Annotated in this window: 19 protein-coding genes and 2 pseudogenes; 6 read left to right on the top strand and 15 right to left on the bottom strand. The window is 57.7% G+C overall.

What is annotated here, in order from left to right:
- The first annotated feature begins 733 nt into the window (after positions 1–733).
- Entirely contained in the window at positions 734–2,119 is a 1,386-nt protein-coding gene (locus Q2941_RS12470) for an aspartate aminotransferase family protein (protein WP_458192670.1), read from the top strand.
- Between the two features lie 186 nt (positions 2,120–2,305).
- Here the strand turns inward: Q2941_RS12470 and Q2941_RS12465 are convergent.
- The 3 genes and pseudogenes from Q2941_RS12465 to Q2941_RS12455 form a co-directional block, all read right to left on the bottom strand.
- Positions 2,306–3,114, bottom strand: a pseudogene (locus tag Q2941_RS12465) (adenosylhomocysteinase).
- A gap of 75 nt (positions 3,115–3,189) precedes the next feature.
- Positions 3,190–3,627, bottom strand: a pseudogene (locus Q2941_RS12460) (methionine adenosyltransferase); the annotation flags it as partial.
- 13 nt (positions 3,628–3,640) lie between these two features.
- A complete protein-coding gene (locus Q2941_RS12455; RefSeq protein WP_458192685.1) occupies positions 3,641–4,450 on the bottom strand; it encodes an isocitrate lyase/phosphoenolpyruvate mutase family protein in 810 nt (269 codons plus the stop codon).
- Between the two features lie 714 nt (positions 4,451–5,164).
- Here Q2941_RS12455 and Q2941_RS12450 point away from each other — a divergent pair.
- From Q2941_RS12450 to Q2941_RS12440, 3 genes are all read left to right on the top strand, one after another.
- On the top strand, positions 5,165–5,410 hold the full coding sequence (locus Q2941_RS12450; protein WP_458192669.1) for an adenine nucleotide alpha hydrolase family protein: 246 nt from the start codon (positions 5,165–5,167) through the stop codon (positions 5,408–5,410).
- Between the two features lie 500 nt (positions 5,411–5,910).
- Entirely contained in the window at positions 5,911–6,675 is a 765-nt protein-coding gene (locus Q2941_RS12445; protein WP_458192668.1) for an autoinducer binding domain-containing protein, read from the top strand.
- Between the two features lie 283 nt (positions 6,676–6,958).
- Positions 6,959–7,348 carry a hypothetical protein gene (locus Q2941_RS12440; protein WP_458192667.1) on the top strand — a complete coding sequence of 130 codons (390 nt, stop codon included), beginning with the start codon at positions 6,959–6,961 and terminating at the stop codon, positions 7,346–7,348.
- Between the two features lie 465 nt (positions 7,349–7,813).
- On the opposite strand, the gene Q2941_RS12435 is transcribed toward Q2941_RS12440, so the two are convergent.
- Entirely contained in the window at positions 7,814–8,560 is a 747-nt protein-coding gene (locus Q2941_RS12435) for an outer membrane protein (protein ID WP_458192684.1), read from the bottom strand.
- A gap of 559 nt (positions 8,561–9,119) precedes the next feature.
- Here Q2941_RS12435 and Q2941_RS12430 point away from each other — a divergent pair.
- On the top strand, positions 9,120–9,773 hold the full coding sequence (locus Q2941_RS12430; RefSeq protein ID WP_458192666.1) for a 50S ribosomal protein L11 methyltransferase: 654 nt from the start codon (positions 9,120–9,122) through the stop codon (positions 9,771–9,773).
- A gap of 345 nt (positions 9,774–10,118) precedes the next feature.
- On the opposite strand, the gene mddA is transcribed toward Q2941_RS12430, so the two are convergent.
- Entirely contained in the window at positions 10,119–10,895 is a 777-nt protein-coding gene (gene mddA, locus Q2941_RS12425; protein ID WP_458192665.1) for a methanethiol S-methyltransferase, read from the bottom strand.
- A gap of 1,378 nt (positions 10,896–12,273) precedes the next feature.
- Here mddA and Q2941_RS12420 point away from each other — a divergent pair.
- A complete protein-coding gene (locus tag Q2941_RS12420) occupies positions 12,274–14,367 on the top strand; it encodes a prolyl oligopeptidase family serine peptidase (protein WP_458192664.1) in 2,094 nt (697 codons plus the stop codon).
- Positions 14,368–15,601: 1,234 nt separating this feature from the next.
- Here Q2941_RS12420 and Q2941_RS12415 read toward each other — a convergent pair.
- From Q2941_RS12415 to Q2941_RS12370, 10 genes are all read right to left on the bottom strand, one after another.
- Positions 15,602–16,783 (bottom strand): aminotransferase-like domain-containing protein, encoded by a 1,182-nt coding sequence (locus Q2941_RS12415; RefSeq protein ID WP_458192663.1) that lies wholly within the window; start codon positions 16,781–16,783, stop codon positions 15,602–15,604.
- A complete protein-coding gene (locus Q2941_RS12410; protein WP_458192662.1) occupies positions 16,780–18,366 on the bottom strand; it encodes a class I tRNA ligase family protein in 1,587 nt (528 codons plus the stop codon). Before Q2941_RS12410 ends, Q2941_RS12415 begins: the two co-directional genes overlap by 4 nt.
- 1 nt (position 18,367) lies before the next feature.
- Positions 18,368–18,697 (bottom strand): cupin domain-containing protein, encoded by a 330-nt coding sequence (locus tag Q2941_RS12405; protein ID WP_449382492.1) that lies wholly within the window; start codon positions 18,695–18,697, stop codon positions 18,368–18,370.
- Between the two features lie 24 nt (positions 18,698–18,721).
- Positions 18,722–19,501, bottom strand: a complete 780-nt coding sequence (locus Q2941_RS12400) for a phytanoyl-CoA dioxygenase family protein (protein ID WP_458192661.1) — start codon at positions 19,499–19,501, stop codon at positions 18,722–18,724.
- Between the two features lie 22 nt (positions 19,502–19,523).
- A complete protein-coding gene (locus Q2941_RS12395; protein WP_458192660.1) occupies positions 19,524–20,771 on the bottom strand; it encodes an MFS transporter in 1,248 nt (415 codons plus the stop codon).
- Positions 20,768–21,991 (bottom strand): lysine N(6)-hydroxylase/L-ornithine N(5)-oxygenase family protein, encoded by a 1,224-nt coding sequence (locus Q2941_RS12390; RefSeq protein WP_458192659.1) that lies wholly within the window; start codon positions 21,989–21,991, stop codon positions 20,768–20,770. Before Q2941_RS12390 ends, Q2941_RS12395 begins: the two co-directional genes overlap by 4 nt.
- A gap of 404 nt (positions 21,992–22,395) precedes the next feature.
- The gene (locus tag Q2941_RS12385; RefSeq protein ID WP_458192658.1) at positions 22,396–22,980 is read right to left on the bottom strand and encodes an anthranilate synthase component II; all 585 of its coding nucleotides are present in this window, start codon (positions 22,978–22,980) and stop codon (positions 22,396–22,398) included.
- Entirely contained in the window at positions 22,977–24,371 is a 1,395-nt protein-coding gene (pabB, locus tag Q2941_RS12380) for an aminodeoxychorismate synthase component I (protein ID WP_458192657.1), read from the bottom strand. The genes Q2941_RS12385 and pabB overlap by 4 nt, the downstream gene beginning before the upstream one ends.
- A 104-nt stretch (positions 24,372–24,475) precedes the next feature.
- Positions 24,476–24,817 (bottom strand): Dabb family protein, encoded by a 342-nt coding sequence (locus Q2941_RS12375; protein ID WP_458192656.1) that lies wholly within the window; start codon positions 24,815–24,817, stop codon positions 24,476–24,478.
- 158 nt (positions 24,818–24,975) lie between these two features.
- Positions 24,976–25,608 (bottom strand): GntR family transcriptional regulator, encoded by a 633-nt coding sequence (locus Q2941_RS12370; RefSeq protein ID WP_458192655.1) that lies wholly within the window; start codon positions 25,606–25,608, stop codon positions 24,976–24,978.
- Positions 25,609–25,703: the final 95 nt, after the last annotated feature.

Below are 25,703 nucleotides of genomic sequence, written 5' to 3'. Positions count from 1 at the left end.
TGACGAGCTCTCAGCGCTTTACAGGTGGGTCTGTCCGCTGTCTGAGATTCATGGTGGCGCTCGGCTCATCTCCCGCCAGTGGTACGGCGCAGCACCCACTCCAACGCACGGAGTGATTAGCGTGACCAAGGCGGAGTGCTGGCGTCAACATCGCGCGGACAGCTAGATGGCGTCAAACCGGTGCGCGACTTGGCAAACTTTTGTCCGGCGCGACCTCACTGCTGATGTGTGGCGACAGCGCTCTCAGTTGTCAAAGCATCGTTCTCACCAGAGTAGGTAGTCGTTTTGATGCAGTGGCCGCGTGTACGATAAATTTGCAGTCGCCGTACAGGCAATGATGCGGCTCATTAAGGACACTAGCATGGCCCACGGTACCCGCTGGGGCGGCATGGTGCCCTCCCGCTACCCGAGGCTGCTGTGGCATTGCTTCTGCGTGAGGTGTGCATACGGCAGCTCTGCTACTGCCGAGGCGTTGTGCCGAGCGACGTTTCGGAAGTTGAGGACGCTGCTCCAACGTCAGCGGTTCGACACGGAATCAGCTAATTACACTTGTGTCCTATTCTCAAGTTCAGGTAAGCGCTCCGATGCTCCGATTGGCTCGAGATCACTTTGCTGAAATGCTCTGGCGCTCCGGACAACCCGCCGAATTGCAGGCGTTCCGAAGGTCGTTGGCTCTCCGAAGGATAGGATCGGCTCACTCAGCATAAATGGCAAAGAAATCGAAGAGGATACCGTGAACGAGAGGCTTGCAGGTGTCTCTGCGGCGGCTGAATTTCGGCTCGTCGGGCAGAGGTCTAAGGACAACTTTGACCGGGCGCGATTAGTTTTCCCTGATGGGACGTCGCGAGCAACCATTGAACGAGATCCGACTCCGCTCTATATCGAGCGTGGGACGGGCAGCTATCTATTCGATGTCGACGGCCGTCGGTTTCTCGACCTTAATTGCAACTTCACGACGTTGATCCATGGTCATGCCTTCGGGCCTGTGGTGGAAGCACTAACGGATCAAATCCAGTGCGGCAGCTGCTTCGCAAATCCGACGGAGGGCGAGATCGAGCTCGCTGAACTACTTTGCGATCGCATTCCGCGAGTTGATCGTGTTCGCTTCGTCAATACCGGGACTGAGGCCGTGTTGTTTGCGATTAAGGCTGCGCGGGCTTTCACCGGGCGATCAAAGATTGCCAAGCTCGAGGGCGCCTATCATGGCGCCTACGACTGGGTCGAGGTCAGTCAAGCGGCGACACCGGACAATTGGGGTGACCCCATCGCACCCAAGTCTAATGCTTTCTATCGCGGGATGCCCGCGAGCGTGCTCGATGAAGTGGTTGTGCTCCGCTTCAACGATGTCGAAGGCGTGCGCAGGTTGATGTCATTGCATGCACACGAGCTTGCCGCTGTGATTGTGGATCCGATGCCAAGCCGCGGTGGTCTAGTTGCGCCGAAGCCTCAATTCATTGCTGCTGTGCAGGAGGCTGCCCGCAATAGCGGTGCTCTGGTGATTGCTGACGAAGTCCTGAATCTTAGGCAGAGTTTCGAGGGGGCTTCCGCCCGCTACGGCCTTATTCCGGACCTCATCACGATGGGCAAGATTATCGGGGGCGGTTTGCCGGTTGGAGCAATCGGCGGCCGCGCCGACGTGATGAGAGTCTTCGATGCTTCAGCGGGGCGGCCACTTCTTCCGCAAGGAGGTACATTTTCCGCCAACCCTCTTTCGATGACGGCTGGGCTCGCTGCGATGCGGCATCTAGACCATGCGGCTTTTGCACATCTGGATAGTGTTGGAGACACTGTCCGGGAGGGAATTGGCCGGACCATTGCAAAATGGCGCGCCCCACTGTGTGTGACCGGAGCTGCCTCACTCTTTCGCATACATCCGCTGGCAGAAACCCCGAACGACTATCGCGAGATCTATCCTACCCCTACCGGAGCAACTCTAATGAAACAGCTCACGCGCTTCTTTGCGGAGAACGGCATCATCCTGCCGCTTGGCGCTGCTGCTTCGCTCTCGACGCCGATCATGCGCGCCGACGCCGAGTTCATTGTCAACGTATTCGCTGGCTTTATCGAAAGCCATCAAGGCATGCTGGAGGCGGTAGAGATGCGTAAATTGCAGAAATAACATCTGTGGTAAGCCTCACCCGTGCTTTGCAGCAGAGATCTGGGCTCGCGATCAGCGCAGCGGTTAGCTGGAGCAGCAGACCGGCAGCGCTGCTCCGGCCGGATGGGCGGTCACAAGGCGATTTCGGGCAAACATGCCGTCTGGCTGTCGGGAACGTCGATTTGGCATTATTTCAATTAAACGTTATCAATCTAGGCTCGTCGGTGTCGGGGCTTTCGGAACGGGCGGCGTATTAATACGATAGTGATCGCTCTTGTACGGACCTTCGGGCTTGACGCCGATATAGTCGGCCTGGTCCTTGCGTGGTCAGCTTGGCACCAATTTTGGCGAGGTGCAGGCGTCCGACCTTCGTGCGGCTTGATGTTGGCGCACTGCGGATTGCGCAGAGACGCGATGTGGATGTCGTTGTCGAAGTGACCGATTTTGCAGTAACGATGGCCCGATTCTTCATCACGCTCATTTGCTCGATGATGATGTCCTGGGTGTGCCGGTGTCAGTGACGAAGGTGCGGACGCGAGGCGCGGCATCTTTCAGTGTCACGACCTCGTAGCCTTCGCTGCCTGCAAAGCGCAGATCGCATCAACTTCCGACGCCATCACGCGGGAGTGCGCAGCGGCGTGCCGCCGCCTGCCAATCGAACAGCTTTGCGGTGCTGTCCCAGTGTTCGTCAGCGTCTCGCCCTTCACGGCGAAGACGGGGATGCCCGCCGCGGCAATCGCGGCGGCGGCACGATCCTGCGTCGAATAGGTATTGCAGGAGACCCAGCGGATCTCGGCTCTGAGCGTGGCGAGCGTCTCGATTAGGACCGATGTCAGGATTGTCATGTGCGGCGAGCCGGCGCGAGTGCTCTTCGGCGGCTGCTTCGGGCCGAACTCTTCACGAGCGGCCATCAGGTCGGGCGACTTGGCCTCGTCGAGCGAGATCTCCTTGCGGCCGAAATCGGCCAGCAAAATGTTCTTGGCGATGTAATCGGTGAAGCCGGGGTTCGCGTGCATGTCGAGCTTCCTGCATTATCCGGGCGCTCATGAAACGCGCGAACCCCGAATCCATAGGTTGGAGATTCCGGGTGAGGGCTCGACGATGTCGCGAATGGACGAGACGCCCTCGACCAGATGCTTGTGCGAGACCACGATTTCGGCGCACGCGACCGGCTGCCGTTCTCGTATTGCACGGTCACTAGGCTCTTGGAGTCCGGCCCAAGTCGTTCTCGCGACCGGAACGGCGCGCCTCGGAGATGAGCCGCAAGATCTTGTGGGCGTAGAAGATCGGCGCCGGCATCAAGTCGGGCGTGTCGTCGGTGGCAAGGCGAACATGAAGACCTGGTCGCCCGCGCCCTCTTCTTTGACCTCAGCCCGGCTCAAGCGCATCGACGCCCTGCGCGATGTCGGCCGACTGCGGGTGCAGGAGGATCTCGATATCCGCGGTCTTCCACTGAAACCTTCCTGCTCGTAGCCGATATCCTTGATCGCGCACAGCGCCAATCTGTCAAAATGCATCGGGGTTGTGGCGCATGAGAGCCTATTATTTTTGGTCATCAGGTTGGAGATATCGCGCTTCTGCTCGGGCGAGTTCGTCGTACCCCAACAGGTCGAAGACCTCGTCGAGGGTCGCAATATGGGGCTCAATACTCGCAATGCCTTCCTTAGCCATGATGCGACCGCAGACGCGGCGCATGGCGACTATTGCAGCTCGCATGGAGTGGTTGCCCCAGATCACCGTGGAGATGCGTGCGTCGCGGAATGCAGAGACCGGTGTTCGATAGTACTTTGTTGGGATGATCACGATGGGCAGTCGATTCTGCCAGGCACTCGCAAATGCAAGGATCTCGTCCGCGGTGCTCTTCCGTGAGTGAATGAGGATCGCGTCCGCGCCCGCATCAGCATAAGCGTGAGCGCGCGAAATCGCTTCGTCCATTGAACGACCAACAATAAGCGATTCGATCCGTGCCACGAGAACCAAGTCTGTTCCAACTGCCCGCAGACGGCCCGAGAACTCATCGATGTCGGCGAGGGCATGCCGCTCGCCAACAAATGAGTTCATTTTCGGAAAGCGGCTGTCCTGGAGCGCGAGCCCGGCGGCGCCACGTTGGCGGACTTTGCGTGCGAGGAGACGCGCATTACTGAAAGTTCCGACGCCGCTATCGCCATCAACGAGCACCGGCAGATCGGTCGAGTCCACGATGCGTTCAACCACGTCGACGAGTTGGCTCCATGAAGCCTCATTGGCATCGCGGTAGCCGAGAGAAGAGGCAATTGACAGGCCTGAAGCCCACAAACCTTTGAAACCTGCGCGCTGAGCGATTGCTCCTGAAAGCCCATCATGAGCTTCCATGAGAAAGGAGAGGTCGTCGTTCAAGCAAACAAGAGGTAGAAGCAGATCGGCAGGCGGCGTGTTCGCGGCTCGATCGGGTCCGTCTCCGCGAACAGATCCATATTGCATGCCGAATTCCTTGAGGCGTAACCCGCGCGGCTTTGTTTAAGCATTTGATTGGCACGTCTCCGTAATCTCAATCAACTGCTAACGTTGGTAGTTTACTCGAGAGCAAGGCTTTGGATCTCGACATCCGAGGGGCAGAGAATTCCAAGCCTTGTGCTGGTCGGAGACCATCATGTCTTTCGTCCGAAATGGATTGATGCATGCATCGTCCGGCGCGCGATTGGTGAAAGTGGTGATCGCTCGCGACCATGCGGCACCCAGCTTCACGCGGTCGGATTGCCAATACGCGAGGAGGAAATCGTATGCCTAGATCGCGAGGGTCTTGAGCCAGATCCACGCATAGTTGTGGCTGGTGCAGACGGCGTTGTCGTAATTCCGACGTATGTCGCAGTGCTTCAATTCGGTTAAAGCTTAGCAATCCCTCGAAGTTATTGTCTCAAAAACTGAGTTTCGCGTGGGTGCGATTGGTATGACACTTGCTGCTCTCATCTCAGTCCCTTGGAAGATTCTTGGAGAAGCGCATGCACAGCGTCATCTGCATCAAACAAGTTCCCAAATCCGCTCGAATTCGCCTGCGGCCTCCCACCAACATCAGCGAGCGCCAGAGCGATGACCATCATCAATTGCCTCGAACGGCTCCTGCTCGAAGGGAGGCTGGACTTGAACGAGGAGTTCGATGCCGAGATCATCGTCCTCACAGTAGAATCTGCAGACGGATCGGAGTCCTTACCCAAGGCCATGTCCCTAGCCGAGCCCGCCGTGCTCTTCGCAGATCCCGGGCTCGCCGACACGAGCTCACTGCCGATCAGCTATACGCTGGCGGCTCCGATCTGCAAGAATTTGCCGCAGATATAGCCCGGCCATGCTTATCCTCGCTCTCCAACAGATCGTCGAGGTTGAGTTCAAGCAGCTGGAGCCCGGCATCAGGCGGACCTGCGCACTGCTGCTCACGTAATTGCCCAAAATCGGGACGCAGAATCTTGCCGCACGGGCTATCGAGCAGCCGGCTGACGCGTGATGGGCGGATCATGGAGAGGACCAAGGGCATTCGGTGTGTGCGTAGTACGGATGCAAGCGTTTCCCGCGCGATTCACCATCGTTGGGGCGTAGAGAGAACCAATCTGGATACCGTCGTGCAAACCGGCGGAAACGCGCGGACGTTCCGATGTCGCCTGTATGGCCACCGTGTGCAGCTTTCAGCTACGCTGACAATCGCTTTCGTTCCGCAGGTATCACCGCATTCGCCCGGCCGCAATGTATGCTGGAGCAGTGCGGGAATACAACCAACCTCGGTCTGAAACAAGTTCAGTCGAACGGCGCAATAGCGGCCTTCTGCCGATCGCGTGAGGCGCCATATGAATCTCTTCAGCTTCGTCGAATGCGCCAATCAAACGCAATCTCTCAAAGCGCTGTTTGATCTGCTTGTGAGCTGTGCAAGCGAAGAGGGCTTCACTGAAGTCGCTTACGGAGCACTCACCTTCGCGGAGCCGCTTCGTTTGCCGGGGTGCCCACCGCCTCTGATAGCCATGAAGGTTCCGCCAGACTGGCGCCAGCGCTATTTAGAACGCAAGTACTACACGGTCGATCCGGTGGTCCGGCGGACACCAATGTATACAGGGCCGTTTCTATGGGACCAGCTCGCCAAAGAATACCAGCTTCAGGCGTGCGAGCAACGTGTACTCGAGGAGGCCAGAGAGGCAGGCCTCAAGCATGGTATCAGCGTGCCACTATTTGGGCCATCAGGCCGTATATCCGTAGTATCGTTCGCGTCCCGCTTTGAAGATGCCGATCCTCAGGGGAATGTGATGCGGCTCAACGCTCTGGCTTGGCATTTTCATGTTGCGTTTGCGGAGGTCGCAAGACCTTTGGACAGCGCTTGCGATAGAAAAGTGACCTTATCAGAGCGCGAGAAGGATTGCCTGCGATGGGTGGCGGAGGGCAAATCGTCCTGGGAAATCGGGAAGATACTGAGCGTGAGCGAAAATACGGTGAATTTCCATCTTAAGAACGCAATACGAAAGCTCGGGACAGCGAACCGGACTCAGGGTCTTGTAAAGGCCCTTCGTCTTGGTCTTATTGAATTTTCGGTGACTGCAGCGGCAACACCGATGGTCGCGTAGCTAGTGTGGCGTCCGCTCGCAGGACCACCTTGGCATCTGCAAAGGAGCGGGCCTCGCGGCGGTATGGCCTCAAGCGGCTGCGCTTGTTGCCATGAATATCGCGAAATCTACTGCGTCGTGACGGAGACTGAAAGGCGATGCTATTCCATTGGTCGTTGCCGGCAGACCAGCTCTGCCTCGGCCGGTGAATACCTGGCGCGCTCGACAAGATCGCTTAGCGGGAGATGCATTAACTGATTCTGATTGGTCCCATCTACTTCTACACAAAGGTAGGCGCGTGCGAATGGCTTTTGAAATTGATTACCAAGGTATTCATTTACTTTGCGAGAGAAGCTTCTGCAGAAAACTGGGACTTGAAAACCGCGATAAAGCTGCCGCTTTTGCCGCTGAATCCAGTCTCAGCATGCCTTGGTACATGACTTATTGGGCAGCTGTTGCCGAGCGCGACTTGGCGCAACACATCGAGCACAAGGAGCATCGGCAGGCCGATCGACCTATGCTCGGTTATTTCGGTCTTCATGTGTGCAAAATGTGCCTGCGCGATGTCAGCGATTTCGCTGAGCGACGCCAATCGATGATGCTGCCGAGAAATCGGCGGCGCGATCCATCTGATTTTCGCGAGCCATTGAGCAAGATACCCCTCGTAGTAGCCGAGCGCTGCGGGGGACATTGAGAGGCACGCATCATCGCGACGTTCCAGATCATGCCGAAGAGTGGTGTAGGAGTGGTGCCTCGCCGAGCACAACGGGAGATTGCCTGCCTCTCACGGCGCCTTGATTTCCGAACGCCAAAGCATTGGTGTTCGAAGCTTTCAAAGTCAAAGTCGGAACACGGGAGCACGGGGGTGGTTTAGGCGATGGTTCGAGACATTGGATCACTGAAGGCGAGACGAATCTACGGTCTAGACCGAAAATCTTCCGAACCGATCAAACGCTGGCGATCTGCGCAGTCGGTGTCGCTCAGCACTGCCTCACAGACGCATCCGTGGGCCGTCAGAACGACCTGAGTTACGTTAACGCGGGAATTCTCGCCAGCACAAAAGGTACTTAGGTGACCGTTGCCCGCAGACGAATGTCTCGACAAAGAACCCCGGCCAAGGGCCGGGGCTCTCGATCGCCGATTGAAGATCAGGAGATCCTTACTTGAGAACCAGCGGCCAGCCAAACTTGTAATTGACCCGCGCGGTCACGAGATCAAAATCCTGGCGGATGCGATCGTTCCCAAGCGCACCACCACCGGCGGCCGTGAAGTTCACGTCGCTGGTCGGCATGAACACGTGGTCGTACTCGACGCCAGCTGACCAGTTCGGCGTCAGGTTGACCTCAAGCCCGGCGCCAACGGCGCCCCCCCAACGCGTAGTGCCCGCGCTCCCAAGCTGGGTCCCTGAGGGAACGGAGTTGATCTGATAGCTGCTGCCCACGACCGCGGCGCCCCCTTTGGCGTATAGCAGTACGTTGCTGACGGCATAACCGATCTGACCAGTGAGTAAGCCGAACGCATCTATCCTTGTGTGATTGCTGTTGGTCGGAAAGGCCGCGCTGACATTGGAGCCGTTGAAATCGGCCCAGTTGCCTTGGCCTTCGATGCCAAGCACTGTCTGGCCGATCTGCCAGCGATATCCGATCTGCCCACCGACCGTGCCGCCGCTTGCATCGTGGGATCCCTCAGGGGGCGTGCCTGCGAAGTCCCAGGAGTTATGGCTCGAACCCCAGCCGCCGTTGATGCCAGCATAGAAACCGCTCCAGTCGTAGGCCGCGATCGCGACCGGTGCGGGTTGCGGCGGCGCCTTGGTGTAGACAGGCTGTGCAGCGAGATCGGCGGCGAATGCAGGCGCCGCAGCGCTGAGTGCGACGATGCTCGCAGTCATAAGCAACAAGTTTTTCATTTCGAGCTTCATTTCCTTAGAGTGCCCCGCCTCGCGCGTCATAACAGCACCAACACAAATTGCTGTAACTGCAACGCAACATTCACTTCGAAAGAATCGACTTGAATCTGACGTTGCGTGAAGTTGTACGCTTGAGCGCCAATAGCAACGCACGCATCGAGACTAGCGGGCGGATCAATGCGACAACCGGAGTAAATGGCTGTGTGTCGAAGCTCGTTAATCGAGGATGGCCACGTGCATCCCGTCGCTGATGGGATCAGCAACTGGAGTCGGGCACTGGTCGCCAATAGATGCGCAAGACGAGAAAGACGTCTTCCTGAAAGCTGTCGTGTTCATGCGAGCGAGAATAAGCGCGCAGGAATGCTGCCTTGGCAAGTTCTCCATGGGGAGCGGCACGTCCATTTCTACGACTTCTCAGGTGCGGAAACTGCCGGCGCGCTGAAGCAATTCGCTAAGCTGGGCCTGATACGCAGGTCGGTCCGGACGGCTCGCGACGTCCGCACCCAAAAGATGGAGCGTAAAGATGAATAGGTGGTCGAGCGCATCTGAACGGTGCCAAATGACGGACGTCGATGCAATGCTAGCCGAACTGCGGCTGTGCGAACTGCCGCACGATGTGGAGGTGTGCGGCATGCCCTTACACATTCTGCCGGGCGTTCTGTCACCACGCCTAAGTCACGGTCCGGACGCCTTAATGTCGAAGTGGCGCATCGAAAATGACGCAACGGTACTCGATCTCGGATGCGGATCTGGTGTGCTGGGGCTTGCCGCGCTTCGTGCCGGCGCAGGGCGCCTCGTGGCTCTCGATATAAATCCGCAAGCCGTTCGCACGACCGAGATAAACATCGAGCGGCTAGGTTACGCGAGCAAAGCCGACGTACGCCATAGCGACACCTATTCTTCACTGCAATCCGGTGAGAAATGCGATGTCATTCTCTTTGCTGCCCCCTATTGGAATCGCGAAGCAAGGGATGACCTGGAGCGCTCGTGTTTCGATCAAGATCACCAGGTCATGGCAGCAGTTCTCGCAGGAGCGCACCTCCGCTTATATGATAAGGGCGTAATGTATGTCCTCTTCTCTGACCAGGGAGATGTTGGGCGCGTTGTGAACTTGATCGATGAGAGTAGGCTGCGTGTCAGAGATATGCATATTTTCCGACCAACGAGCCCAGGGGGCCACGTCCGGATCGTTTGGGAACTCGCGCTCCGATAACGTCATTGAATCTCATGCCGAGTTGCTTCTGATGATGCGCGGTTAGAATATTGCCGCTCCCCGATCGGAGCTTTCGCGATATGGCTCAAGTCTATCGCGCCGCCTCCGTCGCTTGGATGGTTCATGGCAGGGGGTGCGCGAACAGGCCATCGCAGCTCGTTCATTGGGGCGGACTTGCATCGGCTATACATTGCTGCATGGGGCGAACTGATGCCGAGAAGCGGCACCTTCTCTGACATAGAGCTGCTGGGGGTGGGTGTTTCGCCTTCAGATCCTACGGAAATCAGGAGCTCGGTGACGCACGGTCGGAAGATATGAGTATCTTCCCCTCTCGGCTTTGATCGTCTACCCCGATTTGCGCCAGGGGATGAGCATGGAGACGTGCCTTCTGTATTGGCGATACCGGTTCCCGAACAGATGAAGGAGGTCCCGCTCTTCGAAGAAAATTCCGACAAAGATGTAGCCGGTGGTCCCGATTGCAAAGAACAGATGCCCGATCGTCATGACGGGCGCGGCCCAGAAAGCGATGATAAAGCCGAGATAGATGGGATGGCGCACGAATTTGTAGTACAGCGGAGTCCGGAGTTGCGGCTCCGGTTGGCCGCGGCCCGTGAGATTGGCCGCGACTTGCCGTAGTCCGAACAAATCGAAATGATCGATCAAGAACGTGCTGGTAAACATCAGCGCCCAGCCAATGAATGCTGCTGTCCCAATCATGACCGACACATCGGGGTCCGTAACTTGCCAAACGATTGCCGGTACGGAACGCCACTGCCAGAACAGCAACAGCAAGCAGAGGCTCGCCATTAGCACGTAAGTACTCCGTTCAACGCATTTCGGCATATATCGCGTCAGCCAATTCTTGAAGCCTTTCCGTGCCATGCCGGTGTGTTGGATGGCGAACAGAACGATCAAAAGCGTATTTATGGAAAGCGCTTCGGCGAGCGAGGTGCCAGGCCCGGTGTCAATCGTTTTCGGTACGACTAGGCCGCTTACGAAGCCTACCGCATATAGAATTACGAAGAGGAAAACCATGTAGGCGAGGAGGCCGTAAAGAAATGCGGCCCATCGTGACAATCGACCCTGGGAAGCCGGGTGGCTCGTGGGCTTTATCTGGAGCATGGTCTCTCCGCTCGCGGTAACGGCTTGCCCCACGCAGTGGGGCGCTGAAGAATCCGGAAAGGCACGCGGTCAAGGCTTCGTGGCCCGTCCGCAGGCGCCGAAGATGCAGCCGGTAGCTTTCGCACCGGCAAATGTCTCGCTGATCGCGATCATCATGAAAGGGTCCCTCGATCGTATGCGCAAGCCAAGCACCGCGGCCAAGGGGAGAGCTGGCCTTACTAGGCGCGGAGTAATGTGACAATTAAGCGAGTTTCATCGTGAACTCCTAGCGTCGTCGGCTGCGTGCAGTCTCGTGCCGGGCTTTCGTTCTTATCTCAGCAAAGGACGTGCCGACCACGGCATACGGTGCGGACCTTGCTTGTCGCGAGAACTCGCGTCGCTAACGGCGTGCCATTCGGAATCATGCTGCCAGTTGTTGGATTTCTGACATCGCCGTAGTGACCGGGACACGTTGGCAAGATGGACGTCTCTATGATGCCAGCCGCCCCTTGTACCGGGTTTGCACGAGACCTTGACGATGATGCGTTCTCCGAGACCCGGTCTCTGGAGCTCGGCTATCTCTGTGTGAGGCCACGCATTCCTGCACAGGATCCTGCAGGATTGCGCCCGGCGAGGACTGGGGCGAGCGATCTGGCTGCTCAGTAATGGAATCAGTGCCCTAAATTTAATTTGGGGCCGGCTCGCTCGGAGTTCTGCGCGTCTCACCACGATGGCAACCGCGCCTACCTTATCAATCACTGTCGGCCACGGTGCGCTTATTCATAGGCCCGAATAGATACAGAGGGTGCTTTTTGAAAAGCGATTGGAGGTCATGCGTTACATAGGAGGTCGGACTTGCATGGAACGCACGACGAATCCGCCGAAAACGCTCCCGATGAATTTATGTCAGAGGCAAATGTCGACGTTTTGCGGTGGCACAACACTCTGGACAACCCCCGTTGCTTCGCAGGTTTGGTGCAGATAGCGTCAAGTTGACGCTGAAGAAATCAGAATATCAAGGGAGTTCGTTGCGCGCTTAGCGAAAATCCAAGCCAATAGGTTCCTACCACATCAAGCGGTTTTTAGGAGGGGCGGGCTTTGTTAGAGTCAAATCCAGCGCGTGAGGGGGCTAGGCGGATAGGAAGTCTGCCCGTCGGCGATCTCACATAATGTGGCGATCTGAACAAACTGGATTGCCTGCAGCCTTCTTCCAAATGCGGAGATGCGTCCAGGTTCTCGGACCGAGCAAAGCCCCAAGCCGCGGACAATTGCTGCGCAATTGTAGTTCAACAGAATGAGCTTGAATCTAATGCCGCGTCAGGTTGCAGGCTGGGAACAATATGATGCGGGCCTCGATGGCGTGTCAAAAGTGCGGTTGATGCAGATATTGGAGTGAACGGTGTCTAAAGCGCGCACGCCGTCAGGGCTAAGGGGTGGAAAGCCAACGCTTTCCGCTCCTGATGATGATCCCTATCTCTGGTTGGAGGAAATAGAGGGCCGGGAAGCACTCGAATTTGTCGAGCAACAGAACGGCAAAACTCTGCAGGTGTACGGGGGCACGACATTCACGCGGGATCGCGACGAGCTGGCTTTGATCTACGACCGGCCGGACAATATTCCCCATGTCAGCCGGCATGGCGAATATCTCTACAACCTTTGGAAGGATGCCAAGAATCCGCGGGGTCTCTGGCGTCGGACCACTCTAGAAGAATTTCGCAAGTCTGAGCCATCATGGGAGCCTTTACTTGATGTCGATCGGCTCGCGGCGACAGAGGATGAGGACTGGCTTGTGAGCTGGACCGCGGTGCTATCCGGTAGCTCGCACGTCATGATCGCTCTATCGCGGGGCGGCAGCGATGCCGTGATGCTGCGCGAATTCGACCTGGCTACGAAGAGCTTTGTGGCTGACGGTTTTATACTGGCTGAAGCGAAGAGTAGCGCCAGTTGGGTTGATCCCAATACGCTGCTGTTGTCCAGCGCCTATGGCGAGGCCATGGCGACCGTGTCGGGCTATGCGCGGACCGTGCGATTGTGGCGCCGCGGTGAACCCATCGAGCGCGCGGCCGTGGTGTTTGAGACGTTGCCCGATCGCATGGGCGTCAGCTGTGGGATCGATCGTACCGGCCAAGAGCAGCGCGTCTGGTACAGCGAGCAGCTGGATTTCTTCAATTTCCACGTATGGCTCGGAACCGAGTCAGGGGCGCATGTCAAGCTCGACCTTCCGACCGATATCTGGCTGGAGACGCATCAGGACTGGCTCACGGTGAAGCTCCGCTCAGCTGCGACAATTGCCGGCGTGATCTACCCGGCGGATACCCTGATTGGCGTATCATTGACCGCTTTTCTTGCCGGGAAGCGCAATTGCGTGGTCCTTTTTGTGGCGAGGCCGCGACGAGCACTGCAGGGATTTTTCTGGGTCCATGGCAAACTCGTCCTCTCCATCCTCGACGAACTGCGGCCGGTGTTCGAGATCTGCACGCCATCCGCCACCACCTGGAGCCGCGAGCAGCTCAACGCGCTTCCCGATATCGGCGTCGTTGATGTCTGGCCACTTGATCGCGATCCATCTGAGGGCAATGGTGACCTTCTGGCCACGATCCAGGATCCGCTCACGCCTCCCTTCGTGATGCTCTTGGAGCGGGGCGTCGCCAGTCCAGCCTTACTGAAGGAGGCGCCGAAGACCTTTACCGCTGATGGTCTCGTGGTCACCCAGCATGAAGCGATCTCAGTCGACGGCGAGCGTATTCCCTATGTGCAGACCGGCCCCAAATGTGAAACCGGCGAGGCGCCCGTCCATATGAGCGGTTATGGCGGGTTCGGCATCTCGGTGAAGCCTTACTACAATTCCGCGCTTGGAAAGCTGTGGCTCGAGCGTGGGGGTACCACGGTGCAGGCACATTTGCGCGGCGGTGGCGAGTTCGGCACGCGATGGCACGATGCTGGACGCCTCGCCGGCAAGCGGCTCTCGCATGATGATTTCGCAAGCGTCGCGGCCGATCTCGTCCGCCGCGGTGTCACACAGGCAAAGCGGATCGCGGCCGAGGGCGGATCGAACGGCGGCATTCTCATCAGCAATATGCTAACGCGGTACCCTGAGCGTTTCGGCGCGCTGTTCTGCACCATCCCGCTGATCGACATGCGCCGCTACACCAAGCTGCTCGCGGGCGCGAGCTGGATTGCGGAATTTGGCGATCCCGACAAGCCCCAAGAATGGGAATGGCTCAAGACCTATTCCGCATACCATGTTGCCAAGCCAGGGCAAGACTATCCGCCGATCCTGATCGCCACCACGCGGCGGGACGATCGCGTCCACCCCGGACACGCCCGCAAGATGGTCGCCAAGCTTCAGGGGATGGGGTATGAGGCTTACCTTTACGAGCCGGTCGGCGGCGGCCACGCCTATGGCAGGGACAACAAGGAACATGCCGGCTTTCAGGTGCTGGGCTTCCAATTCCTGAAACGCAAGATTGGCTGGCTGGACGAGAAGACTTAAAGCGAGATTCCCCCCGATCTCGCAAACACCACGGCTGAAATTGCTGGCCTCAATTTCGGCGACCTCGACCAGCGCAAGATCGGGACCGAACGCAAGCTTCTCGTGATAGGTCTTGCCAACGCTTATACGGCATTGCGCTCGTGCAGAATCAATCGGTTGCGCCAGATTTCTACTTACGGATGATATATTCGCCGCGGCCCAGGGGCGAGATTAGCTTCCATCTAGGGGCAGCACTCTTCCAAGCTCAAAGTAAACTTTGGGATACTTGAGTACATCGGTACATCCAGAGTCGTTGTGCATGCAACCCACGCGCGCTTGGCAGTTTCATTTCATTCCTGCTAGATGTGCGTCAGAATGCCAACGGAGTTGTTATGGCCAAGACGCAAAACAAGAAGGTTGTCCGTCGCGAGTACACGAAGGCGGACGTGAAAGAACTACGCGCACACTCGAGGGCGAGGACACCCGTTACGAAAATTTCAAAGCTTACAAAGCGAAGCGTCGGTTCATTGCGTCAGAAGGCCCTAAAGTTAGGCATCCCGCTCGGACATCGGCGGTAGTGCGCGCACAGCAAAAAGCAGCGTACGGAACTACCGGAGATCGAGTACTCAGCAAGAGGAAGCCTCAGCCACATCGGTTCGGCGTCAAATCACTCCATCGTCACCATCTCGGGCTGCGCCCCCTTGGGCCAGCCCGTGCTGCACCTTAGGTGTGCTCTAAGCAACCGTTTGATGGCCACAGGTTCGGCGGCATCGTTGAATTGCCGCCGAGATCTCACCAGTTGCTCATCGCGACCGATTATGTTGACGAGGAGCCATCTCGCCGGAAAACTCGCGTCCTGTCGTAATCTTCGGTCGGGTGCGCGGCCTTTTTGTCGAATCAAGCGCGAGCTCAGGCGCCACTTCGCCATCGAGCCTGTAGATTGGTCGCATGAAGGCCGACGGCCATCTTGGCCGCTGACATCTCGAGCGCTATGAGGCTGGCGTGACTATGTCATCCTCGCCACCATCGGCTAAAGTCTCGGCCTCGTCTTGGCCTGGCTGGAGTTGCTGGTGCGCTCGGTCCTCAACGATTCGCGCGGCTGGTCGTCACTTGGGCCGCGCTCACGACGGATTTTTAATGGCCAGACGTTAAAGGTCATCCCACCGGAGTGCCGTTCGGGTGCTCAAGCTCGAATGCATGTTGGGGGCATGTCGGAGCTAGCCAGAGAATGGGCGTATCTTACCAGTTCGAACCATCAATCTTCGAAAGATGCGCGTGACGATGATCCGTACAGCTTGGCATGCAATTTATCCAATCTCGCTAGCCCGTCTTCAATTAGACTTGTCGGGAGATAGCTGAAGCACAGGCGTACATAATGGCCGCTTCGTGGGCCATAATCACGGCCGAGGCTAAGGTGCACGTCATGCTCGCAGCGCGCAGCCTTAATGAAAGTCTCAGCCTCAATTCCTGCAGCTAGCCGTACCCAGAACGAAAAACCTCCGTTTGGAAGAAGATAGTCTAAATCGCAAAAGTGGTTACGCTGCAGCAGCGCATGCATGCTGTCTCGCTTGGCACGATAGTGCTGGCGCAATCGCACGATGTGCGCATCAAGCGCGTCCGATTGCAGTAACGATAAGACGATATTGCTGACGATAGGGCTGACGCCGCCGTCGCATTTGAGGCGCGCCAGTCTGTTGATAACATCCGAGTCTGCAAGCACCCAGCCTACCCGTAACCCCGGTCCGGCGACCTTGGAGATGCTATGAATATTAATGACGTTGCTGCCCGGCGGCAGCCAATCAGCTACACCATTGTACGGCAACTCCGAATAGACGAGATCCTGTACCAACGCCACGCCATACTGGGCTAGCATCGCTGCAAGGCGGGCCATATGGGGGCGCGACATCTGGCGGCCAGTCGGATTGTGAAATGCTGGCGTCGTGTAGAAAAGTTTTGCGCGGGCATTATGACGCAAAGCCTGTTCAAGCTCGTTCAGATCGACGCCATCGGCGCCCATCCCAAGCTGGAGGACGGTTGCTCCCGCGATCGAAAAGATGCGCAGTGCACCCAGATAGGACGGGTCCTCGGTCAGGACGACATCACCGGGGTCGAGGCAGACGTCGCCGACCAATTGCAGAGCCTGTGAAGCACCGGCGGTCAGGATAATCTGGTCCTGCTGCACATTATAGCGTTGTGCGAGCCTTGCTCGGAGCTTGGGCAAACCCACAGCGTCCGTATACTGCAGCAGATCGGCGGTGGCGACACCGGTATTTTGGCTCAACGCATCAGGCCAGGCCAGCTCTGAGAACATTGCCGGATCTGGGAGCCCATACCCGAAATGGATGGCGTTCTTTGCAGTTGAGTAGCTAAAAGGCGCAAAGCTCTGAGCCAGAGAGCTGCGGTTAGAGACAGGTGGTTTCATGGCTTTGTCGTTCAAATTCCGCTATTCTGCTTAGGCCGGTCGGGGCGAAAACGTTCGTTGTAAGCTGCGATGAAGTTCGCGGGTATCGCCGTGCTGACACGCGGGAAGTCCACCTTTGGTGGCAGGCCAGCTTTTGCAGCAGGTTTGCCGAAGGATGGCTGCCACGCCGCACCAAAGAAATGGCGGCCATAACGGGTCGCTAGCTCGGGAACCATAGGATACAGAAGGCTCAGGAACAGCGAGATCTGCGCTGGATTCCACATGCCGCTGTCGTCACGCGCAAAATCGGCTACCTCGAAGTAGCTATCAACGACATCAAGCGCATCCCAGAATCGGAGCTCCTCGATCGCATCAGCGTAACGCTGAGCGAGGATTTGCAGACGAGATCTGAGACGCCTGCTGTCCAATGTGCGTGCGTTGTTGGCATGCTGGCGCAATGCCTTCTCCCAGTCCCGAAGATGTGATGCGGCCCTGATCAGCTGATCGACGTCGAACTCGTTTTCATCTCTGCCGAATGGCCGCGCAATTCGAGCGAGCGCATAGCGAAGCACATTGGGATCTATCTCGCGCGCGACTTCATCGGCCCAAAGCGCATGGTTCCGGCTGGTGGAAAACTTCTCCCCCTCGAGCTTGTAGAAATCCTGGACGGAGTGATTGGTGGGGATCGGGTAGCCGCGCGCGAGCAGGGCGCCGGTGACACCTACCGTATAGTAGAAGCGGTTGTCCTGGCCCATGAAAAACACAAGCCGGGTGCTAGGGTCGCGCAAGGTTGTTTCTGGTTCCAGAAAATCATTGGCGCATTGCTCGCGAATGCCGGTGTCGAAGCACCACAGGCCCTCAAACCATGTGAGCAGGGTTTGGCCGAACAGCGGTTCGGGCTCCAGTAACTCCACACCATGACTGAAGTGGCGCGACATCGGCAAACCATGCATATCGCTGGATAGCCAAGCGCGCGCCTTGTCCCGAATGACCTCGGGCCAGGCACTTTCTGCGATAGCTGTGTCCAGCGCCTTTGCAAGGCGAGGCGTATCGAATACGGCCTGCTCAATCGGTCTAAGTACAAGATTGTGACCGCAGGTGGTGTGCCGGGCATTGGATAAGGCGTCGTGCCGAATGGCCAGGCCACAGTTCTCACACAGGTTACTGTCGGTCGCAGAGCCGCACGCGGGACAATTCCCAACTGCCAGCGAGTCTGCGACAAATTCGTCGCAATGCTCACAATAGAGTTGGACACCCTTGCGGACCTCGACATAACCAGCTTCCTGCAGCTCGCGGAAAATCGCGAGCGCGTTTTTCTTGTGTATATCGCTCGATGTGCGAACGAAGACATCGGGCGTGATGTGCATCGCACGCAGGCACTGCAGGATCTCGTCAATGTGCTTTTGTGCGACGTCGCCAACGGGTTGGCCGAGCTTTCGTGCCTTTACAAGCGTATAGGTGCCGTGCTCATCCGCGCCCGTGATATAGTGCGCGCGGTGGCCGGCCAAGCGCTGAAAGCGTACGAAGATGTCGGCGAGCAAATATACGCCGCCAACGTGACCGAGATGTAGTTTGCCGTTAGGACAGGGGGGAGCGGGACATACGAAATAGGTGCGCATGTCAATCCCACCAGATGGAGAGGAACTTAAGAGTACTCTCCTGGCTGACATTGCGGATAGCGTGCTTCTGGTGTGGCGGCATGTAGAACAATGTCACCTCGTTCACTGACCGCGTCTGCCCGTCAGCTTCGAATTCTCCCTGGCCTGAAATCAACAGCCATAGCTCGTGCTCGTGGTGGGCGTGCAGATCGACCGCGCCACCGGGGGCGACCTCAACGACAGAGGCGCCGAACTCGGGGCTGAGATCATCAGGTAAATGCTCCAGCAAGCGGCAAACCAGCACGCCATATTCGGTTCGCATGAGGGAGCGATCGATCTGCTTGGTGTACACGTGGTCTTTCCTTAAGGGCTGCGATCACTCGCGATAGAATATGCCGTTAGGCATCTTTAGGTTTTCAAGGTCGGCGACCTTGCCTTCTGGCGGGTTGTAGGCGCGCTTCATCCGATTGTATTCGGCACGATCAGGACCGCCGGTAGAGGCGCGTTGGAACACCAAATAAAGTGTGCGGCGAGAGCGATCGCTCTTATTCGGTAGTGAGTAGTGGGGCGCATAGTCGTCGAAAATAAAGACGTCACCCGCCTTCCACGGCACTGGTTCCCATTCAAAGCTCTCGGCCACGTCCGGATTTATGACGCCGCCGGCATCCATGGGAAAAACTCCCTCCTTATGGCGGCCCGGTGTGAAGAATAGGCCTCCATTGTCCGGAGCCGAATCGTCGATGGCAACGGCTGCTATGGCGTGCACCATTCGCTCGGGGAGCTTGTGGGGGATATGATATATGTCCTGATGAGGGCGATACCCGCCGCTATCAGGATATTTGAAGATCAGAAGCTCCTTTAGCATCCGCGTGTCTTCATCGAGTAGCGTCTCTATCGCGTTGCAAATGCGGCCGTCGGCCAGCAGCGTCTCGCGTAAAGCGCCATGGTAGTCCAGGAAGTTCTCGACCTTTGAGATGATCTTGCGATCATGGGCCGTTTTCTCGAACCACATCATCCATTTGTCGACGCTCACATCCCAGCGCGCGACGCCCTCCACGAAGTCAGAGATCTTGTCGCGCGTAGGCGCATCAAAGAAGCCTTCAAGCCGAAGATATCCATCCTGATGCCATTTTGCCTTCTGTGCCTCGGTCAGCATGTGCGAGCTCCTTTTTTGAAGATTACGGAGAGTAGGTTGTTGCCTTTGGCCGGAGTGCAATTGCCAGCACCCCGTTAAAGGCGGTCGCGCCCAATAGCGTGAGCAACATCGCGTCAACGCCAAATCCACCGATCAACTGCCCTCCGAGGGACGGAAAGCCGAACAACCCGAGGAAATAGGCTAAGGTGAAGAGTTGTGAGGTAACTGGTACGGAGAGCCCACGCTCGCCCGCGAGATTGACGGCCATTCCGATAAGGGCGGAATAGCTAAGCCCGTAGCCTGTGGCGAAGATTGCGGCGGCCAACAGATACAGCAGAGTGTCGCCAGGATTGATAATGAGCAATGCCAATGAGGCGCCGGTAGCGACAAAGAGCGTGAGCGCAAGCCGGTGTACGGGCACTCGGTCCAGCATATGGGCGACTGAAAAGCGGAGCGCTACGCTGGTAACGGTGAATACGAGGAAGAAGATGTCAGGATTGAGCTGACGTGACGCTGCATAGGCGCTCTGATATGTCGATAGCCCGGAAAAAATGCAGGCCGCAACCGCGATCATGAGGATCGGTGCGGCTGTTTCGTGTCGTAGCAGGGCAACGGTTTCGACCAGGGTGACCTCGATGTGAGGCATGGGGACCGAGGGGATGCTCAACATGGCATGTCGTGCCACCCCTACGCAGATGGCTGCAATGGCGCAGGCCATCGCGAAAAGTGCGAACATCATCGCCATTGAACCCGTGCATTCTGTCAGAAGGTGGCCGAGTGGGGCCGCTAGTCCAAGTCCTGCCATCTGGGCGCCGGACAGGATCGTCAGATGCTCTATACGGGCTGCGGGACGTAAGTGACGGATAATCTGCAGCGGCGAGAGGATGAACAACACCGACCATCCTGCACCGACGAGCATGCCGCCCGCATATGCTATTCGCGTGTCGTACGCTGCAGCAGCGAAGGCCGCCATGGCCAGCGCCATCACCAACGATGCGGCAGCAATCGTCGGCATGATGCCAATGCGCTGGGCAACTCGGCCTGCCAGGCAACAGCACACGATCGTTGCAACCATGCCACTGGAGATAACGGTACCCGCGGCGTCGCCCTCCATACCGAGCGCTTCCATATATTCCGGCAATATGAAGCTCGTGCCATAAGCTGCCGCAATGATACTGGATGCGACCAAAAATGGTCCAAAGGCGCGGTAGGGCAGTTTGCAAGACACCCGATCCGCAGCTGAAGGGGGCACATCGACAATACGTAAGATGGAGGATCGGGCCGCACTCATGTGATTGCGCTCATATGTTCTGCGAGTGGCGTTGCATCCGGCACGGCGCTCAGATCGATCCCGTCTGGGGACTCGTAACCATCGAGCACCCGCTGGCCTGATTGTTCCAGATAGAAGGGACGTCCGAGGAGGCTGTTGATGATGAGACTGTTGCGGTACGCCACCAGTGACAAGTTTGCGCTCTGCAATCCGTGCTGCAGACGGCTTTGATTTTGGAGATATACCGGTCCTGGCATATGCTGATTGAAGCTAACCGCGTAGTCCGAGCCCAGCACGGGTAGGCCATCCTCCATGTGCGCGCCGCCCAGGAGCTGTCTCTTATACACATGATGTGTATAAGAGACAGTTACAACGACGCTGGACAGGAGAAGGAAGCTGTCAGACGGCGTACCCGCCACGTTCCTTTCGTACAAAATGTCGTAGAGGCGATTGCACAATTCGGCAGAAACGCCGTCACTTGTTAGCTTTTCACGCTCGATGATTGCGCGGCGGTGCTGGAGCGGCAGGGCATGAAAGCGCCGGCTGTAGCCCGGCCCATAGGCCTCATTGACGAAACTGGTATCGTCCATCGCAAACAGGTTTGAGCGCGATGTGACCCAGGTCATCCGGGGAGCGTTGGGACGATTGAGGATGTGCTCGACAATCTCGGCGCCGCTCTGACCACCTCCGACCACGAGCACATGCTCGTCTGTTCCAGGTGAGTTCTGGTCGAGATAGTCAGCGGCGTGATAGACGGTGTTGCAAATGAAGGGTCTGGCGCACGGGGGGATCGTTGGCTCAACGCCAATCGCTATCACGACGGCGCGCGCCAGGTAGGTCGTTTTGCTCGTATTGACGCGATAGCCGTCCCTGAAGGGCGCGACGTCGACGACCTCTTCGTTGTAGCGCAGCGTGCGCAGTTGTCGTGCGACCCACTGGTAATAGTCAGTGAACTCCCGCCGCGAGGTCGAACCATTGCGTTTGTTGAGAAAGCCATAGAGCCGTCCGTGTCGTGCCAGGTAGTTCAGGAAAGAATAGGGACTGGTGGGGTCTACCAGCGTCACGCAATCCTTGAATGGCGACACTTGTAACCGGCTGTTCGGAAGCGCCAGGCCTGGATGCCAGCAGAATGCCCCGCGCTTTTCCAGGAATAGTGCGCGTAGCGGGGTAGGTTCGATTAGGGCTGCCAGGCTGAGATTGAAGGGACCGATCCCGACGCCAATGACATCCAGCGTATCCACGAAGGTCTCTCTCACGACTGTAGTAAGGTCGAAGGCGGTCGGTTGCTGCGTTTGGAAGCCTACAATCTGACGCCGCGTGAGATACAAGACGTTTTATGGCCTGACCGGGCCGCGCCATTTAGGTGAGCTGCGTCTTCTCGCCGCGCACAGAAATCCGCCCCTCCTGCCGAGCAGTCTCATGGACGGTGAAGAAATGGTGGGGATTGCCGTCAATCGCTGGTCGGCAGTCGCGGATGTGTGATGACCGGCCGTGCCCGGGCGAGGTAGCCGCCCTTCGCGTCGTCTGAAAGCGCGGTCAATAGGCTGCTGGCAGCCGGAGGGCAGAGAAATGCGATACGACTTAAAGAGTCACGGATGCCGCCGACGCCTCATTGCGGGGAGGCGTGCGACATAAAAGTCCATCCTCAGGCTTGGAAACTCGTTGCCAGTCGTAAAAAGTTTGTCAGCAGAGCGTCTCCTTGTTGGGTCAGTATCGATTCAGGGTGGAATTGCACGCCATAGGTAGGCTGGTCGTGATGCGCAAGGGCCATGATCTCGCCCTCGTCCGAGCGCGCCGTGACCATAAGACGCGACGCACGTGATTGATCGATCTCAACAACGAGGGAATGGTAGCGCCCGACGCAAAGGGGAGAGGGGAGTCCTTCGAATAGCCCGCGGCCGTCATGCGCAACCGATGAGGAGCGACCGTGCATGGGCCGACGTGCACGTGTCACGCGTCCGCCGAAAACACTCCCGATGCACTGGTGTCCAAGGCAGATACCGAGAATCGGGACGCAACCTGAAAGCTCGCGAACGATTGAGGTCGATATTCCCGCCTCTGTTGGGGTGCAGGGACCGGGGGAAATGACCACGGCGCGCGGCTTGAGACGAACAATATCATTGAGGCTGATCGCGTCATTTCGGACCACTTCCGTCGCTTCACCAAGTCGGCGGAAATAGCGGGCAATGTTGAAGACGAAGGAATCGTAGTTGTCGATGATGATAATCAAGGTTCACCGGTAGAATTGGTGCGAAATGCGTCAAAGATCAGCTGTGCCTTGGCGAGAGTCTCACTATATTCGGCCGCTGGATCCGACATCGCCGTTATCCCGCCTCCTGCGTGAAAGACAGCCAAGCCGTCGTCGATCGTGACGGTGCGGATCGCAATATTGGTATCCATATGCCCGTTGAAGCCGATGAAACCGATCGCTCCGCAATAGACGTCCCGCGAGACTTGCTCGAGTTCCGCAATGATTTCCATCGCCCGCACCTTCGGCGCCCCGGTAATGGAGCCGCCCGGAAAACAGGCGCGAACAAGGCCGACCGCGTCCTGGTCCCCTGCAAGCTCTCCCGTTACGGCCGACACGAGATGGTGCACCGAGGCATAGGTTTCGAGGCTGCACAGCGCTGGAACGTCGACCGAATGTGGGGTGCAAACACGAGACAGATCGCTTCGTAGGAGGTCGACGATCATGATGTTCTCGGCACGGTCTTTATCCGACGCGGCCAGGAGTTGCGCGCGACGCTGATCTTCCCTGGAATCCGTTGAACGCCCGATCGTGCCTTTGATGGGGCGCGTTTCGACGCGTCGTCCGTCGAGCTTCAGGAATCGCTCCGGCGAGCTCGATGCAATGGTGAGATTGCCGTAGCGCAGGAGCGCTGCAAATGGCGCGGGGTTCAATGATCGTAGTTGGCAGTAGAAGGCAATAGGATCAAATGCGGTCGGGAGCCTGGCGCTAAAGCGCTGCGCAATGTTGGCCTGAAAGACATCGCCAGCCAGAATCAGGTCGATGACGCGCTGGACCGCCACAATGTAGCCTGCGCGGCTGAAGTTCGAGTGCCATGGTCCGACCGCGCCATGGACATCATCCAGCGGCAAGTGTGGGCCAGCAAGGAGAGCTGCAAACTCATTGGCCCTTTGGCGTGCACGCGCGGCCCGGCGCGCGGGATCCTGCTCCGGCCATCCCGTCGACACAATCCAGCATCTGTCGTCGCGGTGATCGTAGCTAACGACGACGTCATAAAAATGCAGAATGGATTGAGGCAGCCGGTGACCGGAACTTGCCGGCACCGGCAATCGCTCCAGTGTCCTGTTCAGATCGTAACCAAAGAATCCGGCCACTCCTCCCTGAAATGGCGGGACATCAGGACGATACTCTTGCGGATACTTGGCGAGAAGGGTGCGAAGGGCTTCCCAGGGGGCACCGTCAATGCGATGGCCGTTCCAACTCGCCTGCCCGTCCGCGATGATGTAGGTTCCGAACGGATCGCAGGTCAGATATGAGTAGCGCCCAAGGAGCTCGTGGCTTGCCGCGCTATCGAGAAATGTAAGATGGGGGCAGCCGGCGAGGCGCCGCATTGCTGTGACAGGGGCAATCCATGGCAGTTCGCGGACGTACATCGGGCTATCACTCTACCGGTGAGCGGCGTCCGCGCGCTTCCGATGATAGCTCGCCAAATGAGCGCAACGTTCGATCGGAACTTGCAAGATCGTGAGTCCGACGGTCAGCTTAGCCTCAGCCCGGCCGATACCGCGCGGCGCGTGAGGAGCCGCACATCCGCCGACACACAATAGTCTGCCGCGAACCGCAGCTCGCGCAGTGGCCGTACCCGCCTGATTGATTCCTGGTAAAGATCGTGCGCCTTGTAGGCTGCGAGTTCCGCCTCGTTCTCGAACTCACCATAGACAACGACGTCGATGTCGTTGCCGAGCTGGTCGCTCTTACGGTTGCGAGCGACCTCGAGCCGGCGTGCATGCGGGATTTTCGTGAGAACCGACAGGCCTTCGATGATACGGTCGATGTCGGCCTCATCTTTTGCGCTGAACAAGACAATGTGACGAATCATGGATGGCCTTAGGGAGTGCTATCAGGGTTGGGGCGCATAACTAGCTTGGGATCGAGATCTCTGCAACGCTTCGCTGCTGCGTCGCCGATTGATGATCGAATTTTTGACGCTGTTGCGCCTCGCAGTCTGCAACTGAGCTCACAAAGGCGTTTTCCTGGTCAAGAGGTGGAAAGCGCCAGGCGCTCAATGCTCTGAATGTGACGTGTGAGTAGATTACAGGCTAGGTCGAGGTTGCGCGCTCGCAGGGCCTGCAGAATCAGACGGTGATCTTGGTTGGACCGTGGACGCCAGCCGGCCGTCCGTGCCATCGCGAATACCAGCCGAGAATTTGCAAGCTGGAGTTCGTCGAGGCTGGCGAGCAGGCGGGGCATCGCGCAGGGCGCAACCAGGGCGTAATGAAAGGCCCGGTTGGCCATCTCAAAATCCTCAATCGTCTGAGCGCTGTCTCCTTCAATCAGCGCAAGTTCAATGCGTGCCAGGTGGACCGATGAGAGCTTTGGAGCTGCATTGCGTAGCGCGACCACTTCGAGCGCTGCACGCATCTCGGCGATCTCCTTCACCGAATTCGCATCAAGCGGGGCGACCCGCACGCCGCGGCGCGGTGCACTCACGACAAGATGCTGAGCCTCGAGCTGCCGAAAAGCCTCGCGCACCGGGACATGACTTGAATTGAATTCCCGCGCCACATGATCCTGCCGGAGTTTTGAATCTGGCTGCAGCGCGCCGTTGATAATGCGCTCACCGATTGACTCCGCGATGCGTCCGGCAGTCGTTCTGTTCTCACTCATCATAGATTATCTATCGGAAAAATGGGTGCGCCCCGATACCGCATCGATTAGCATCGATCCAATGTCGATGACGAGAGATAATTCGCGCGATTATCTAT

Source organism: Bradyrhizobium sp. UFLA05-153, from assembly GCF_054185185.1.
Note: the sequence above shows the minus strand (reverse complement) of the source record. Positions and strands in the feature narration are given on the sequence as shown.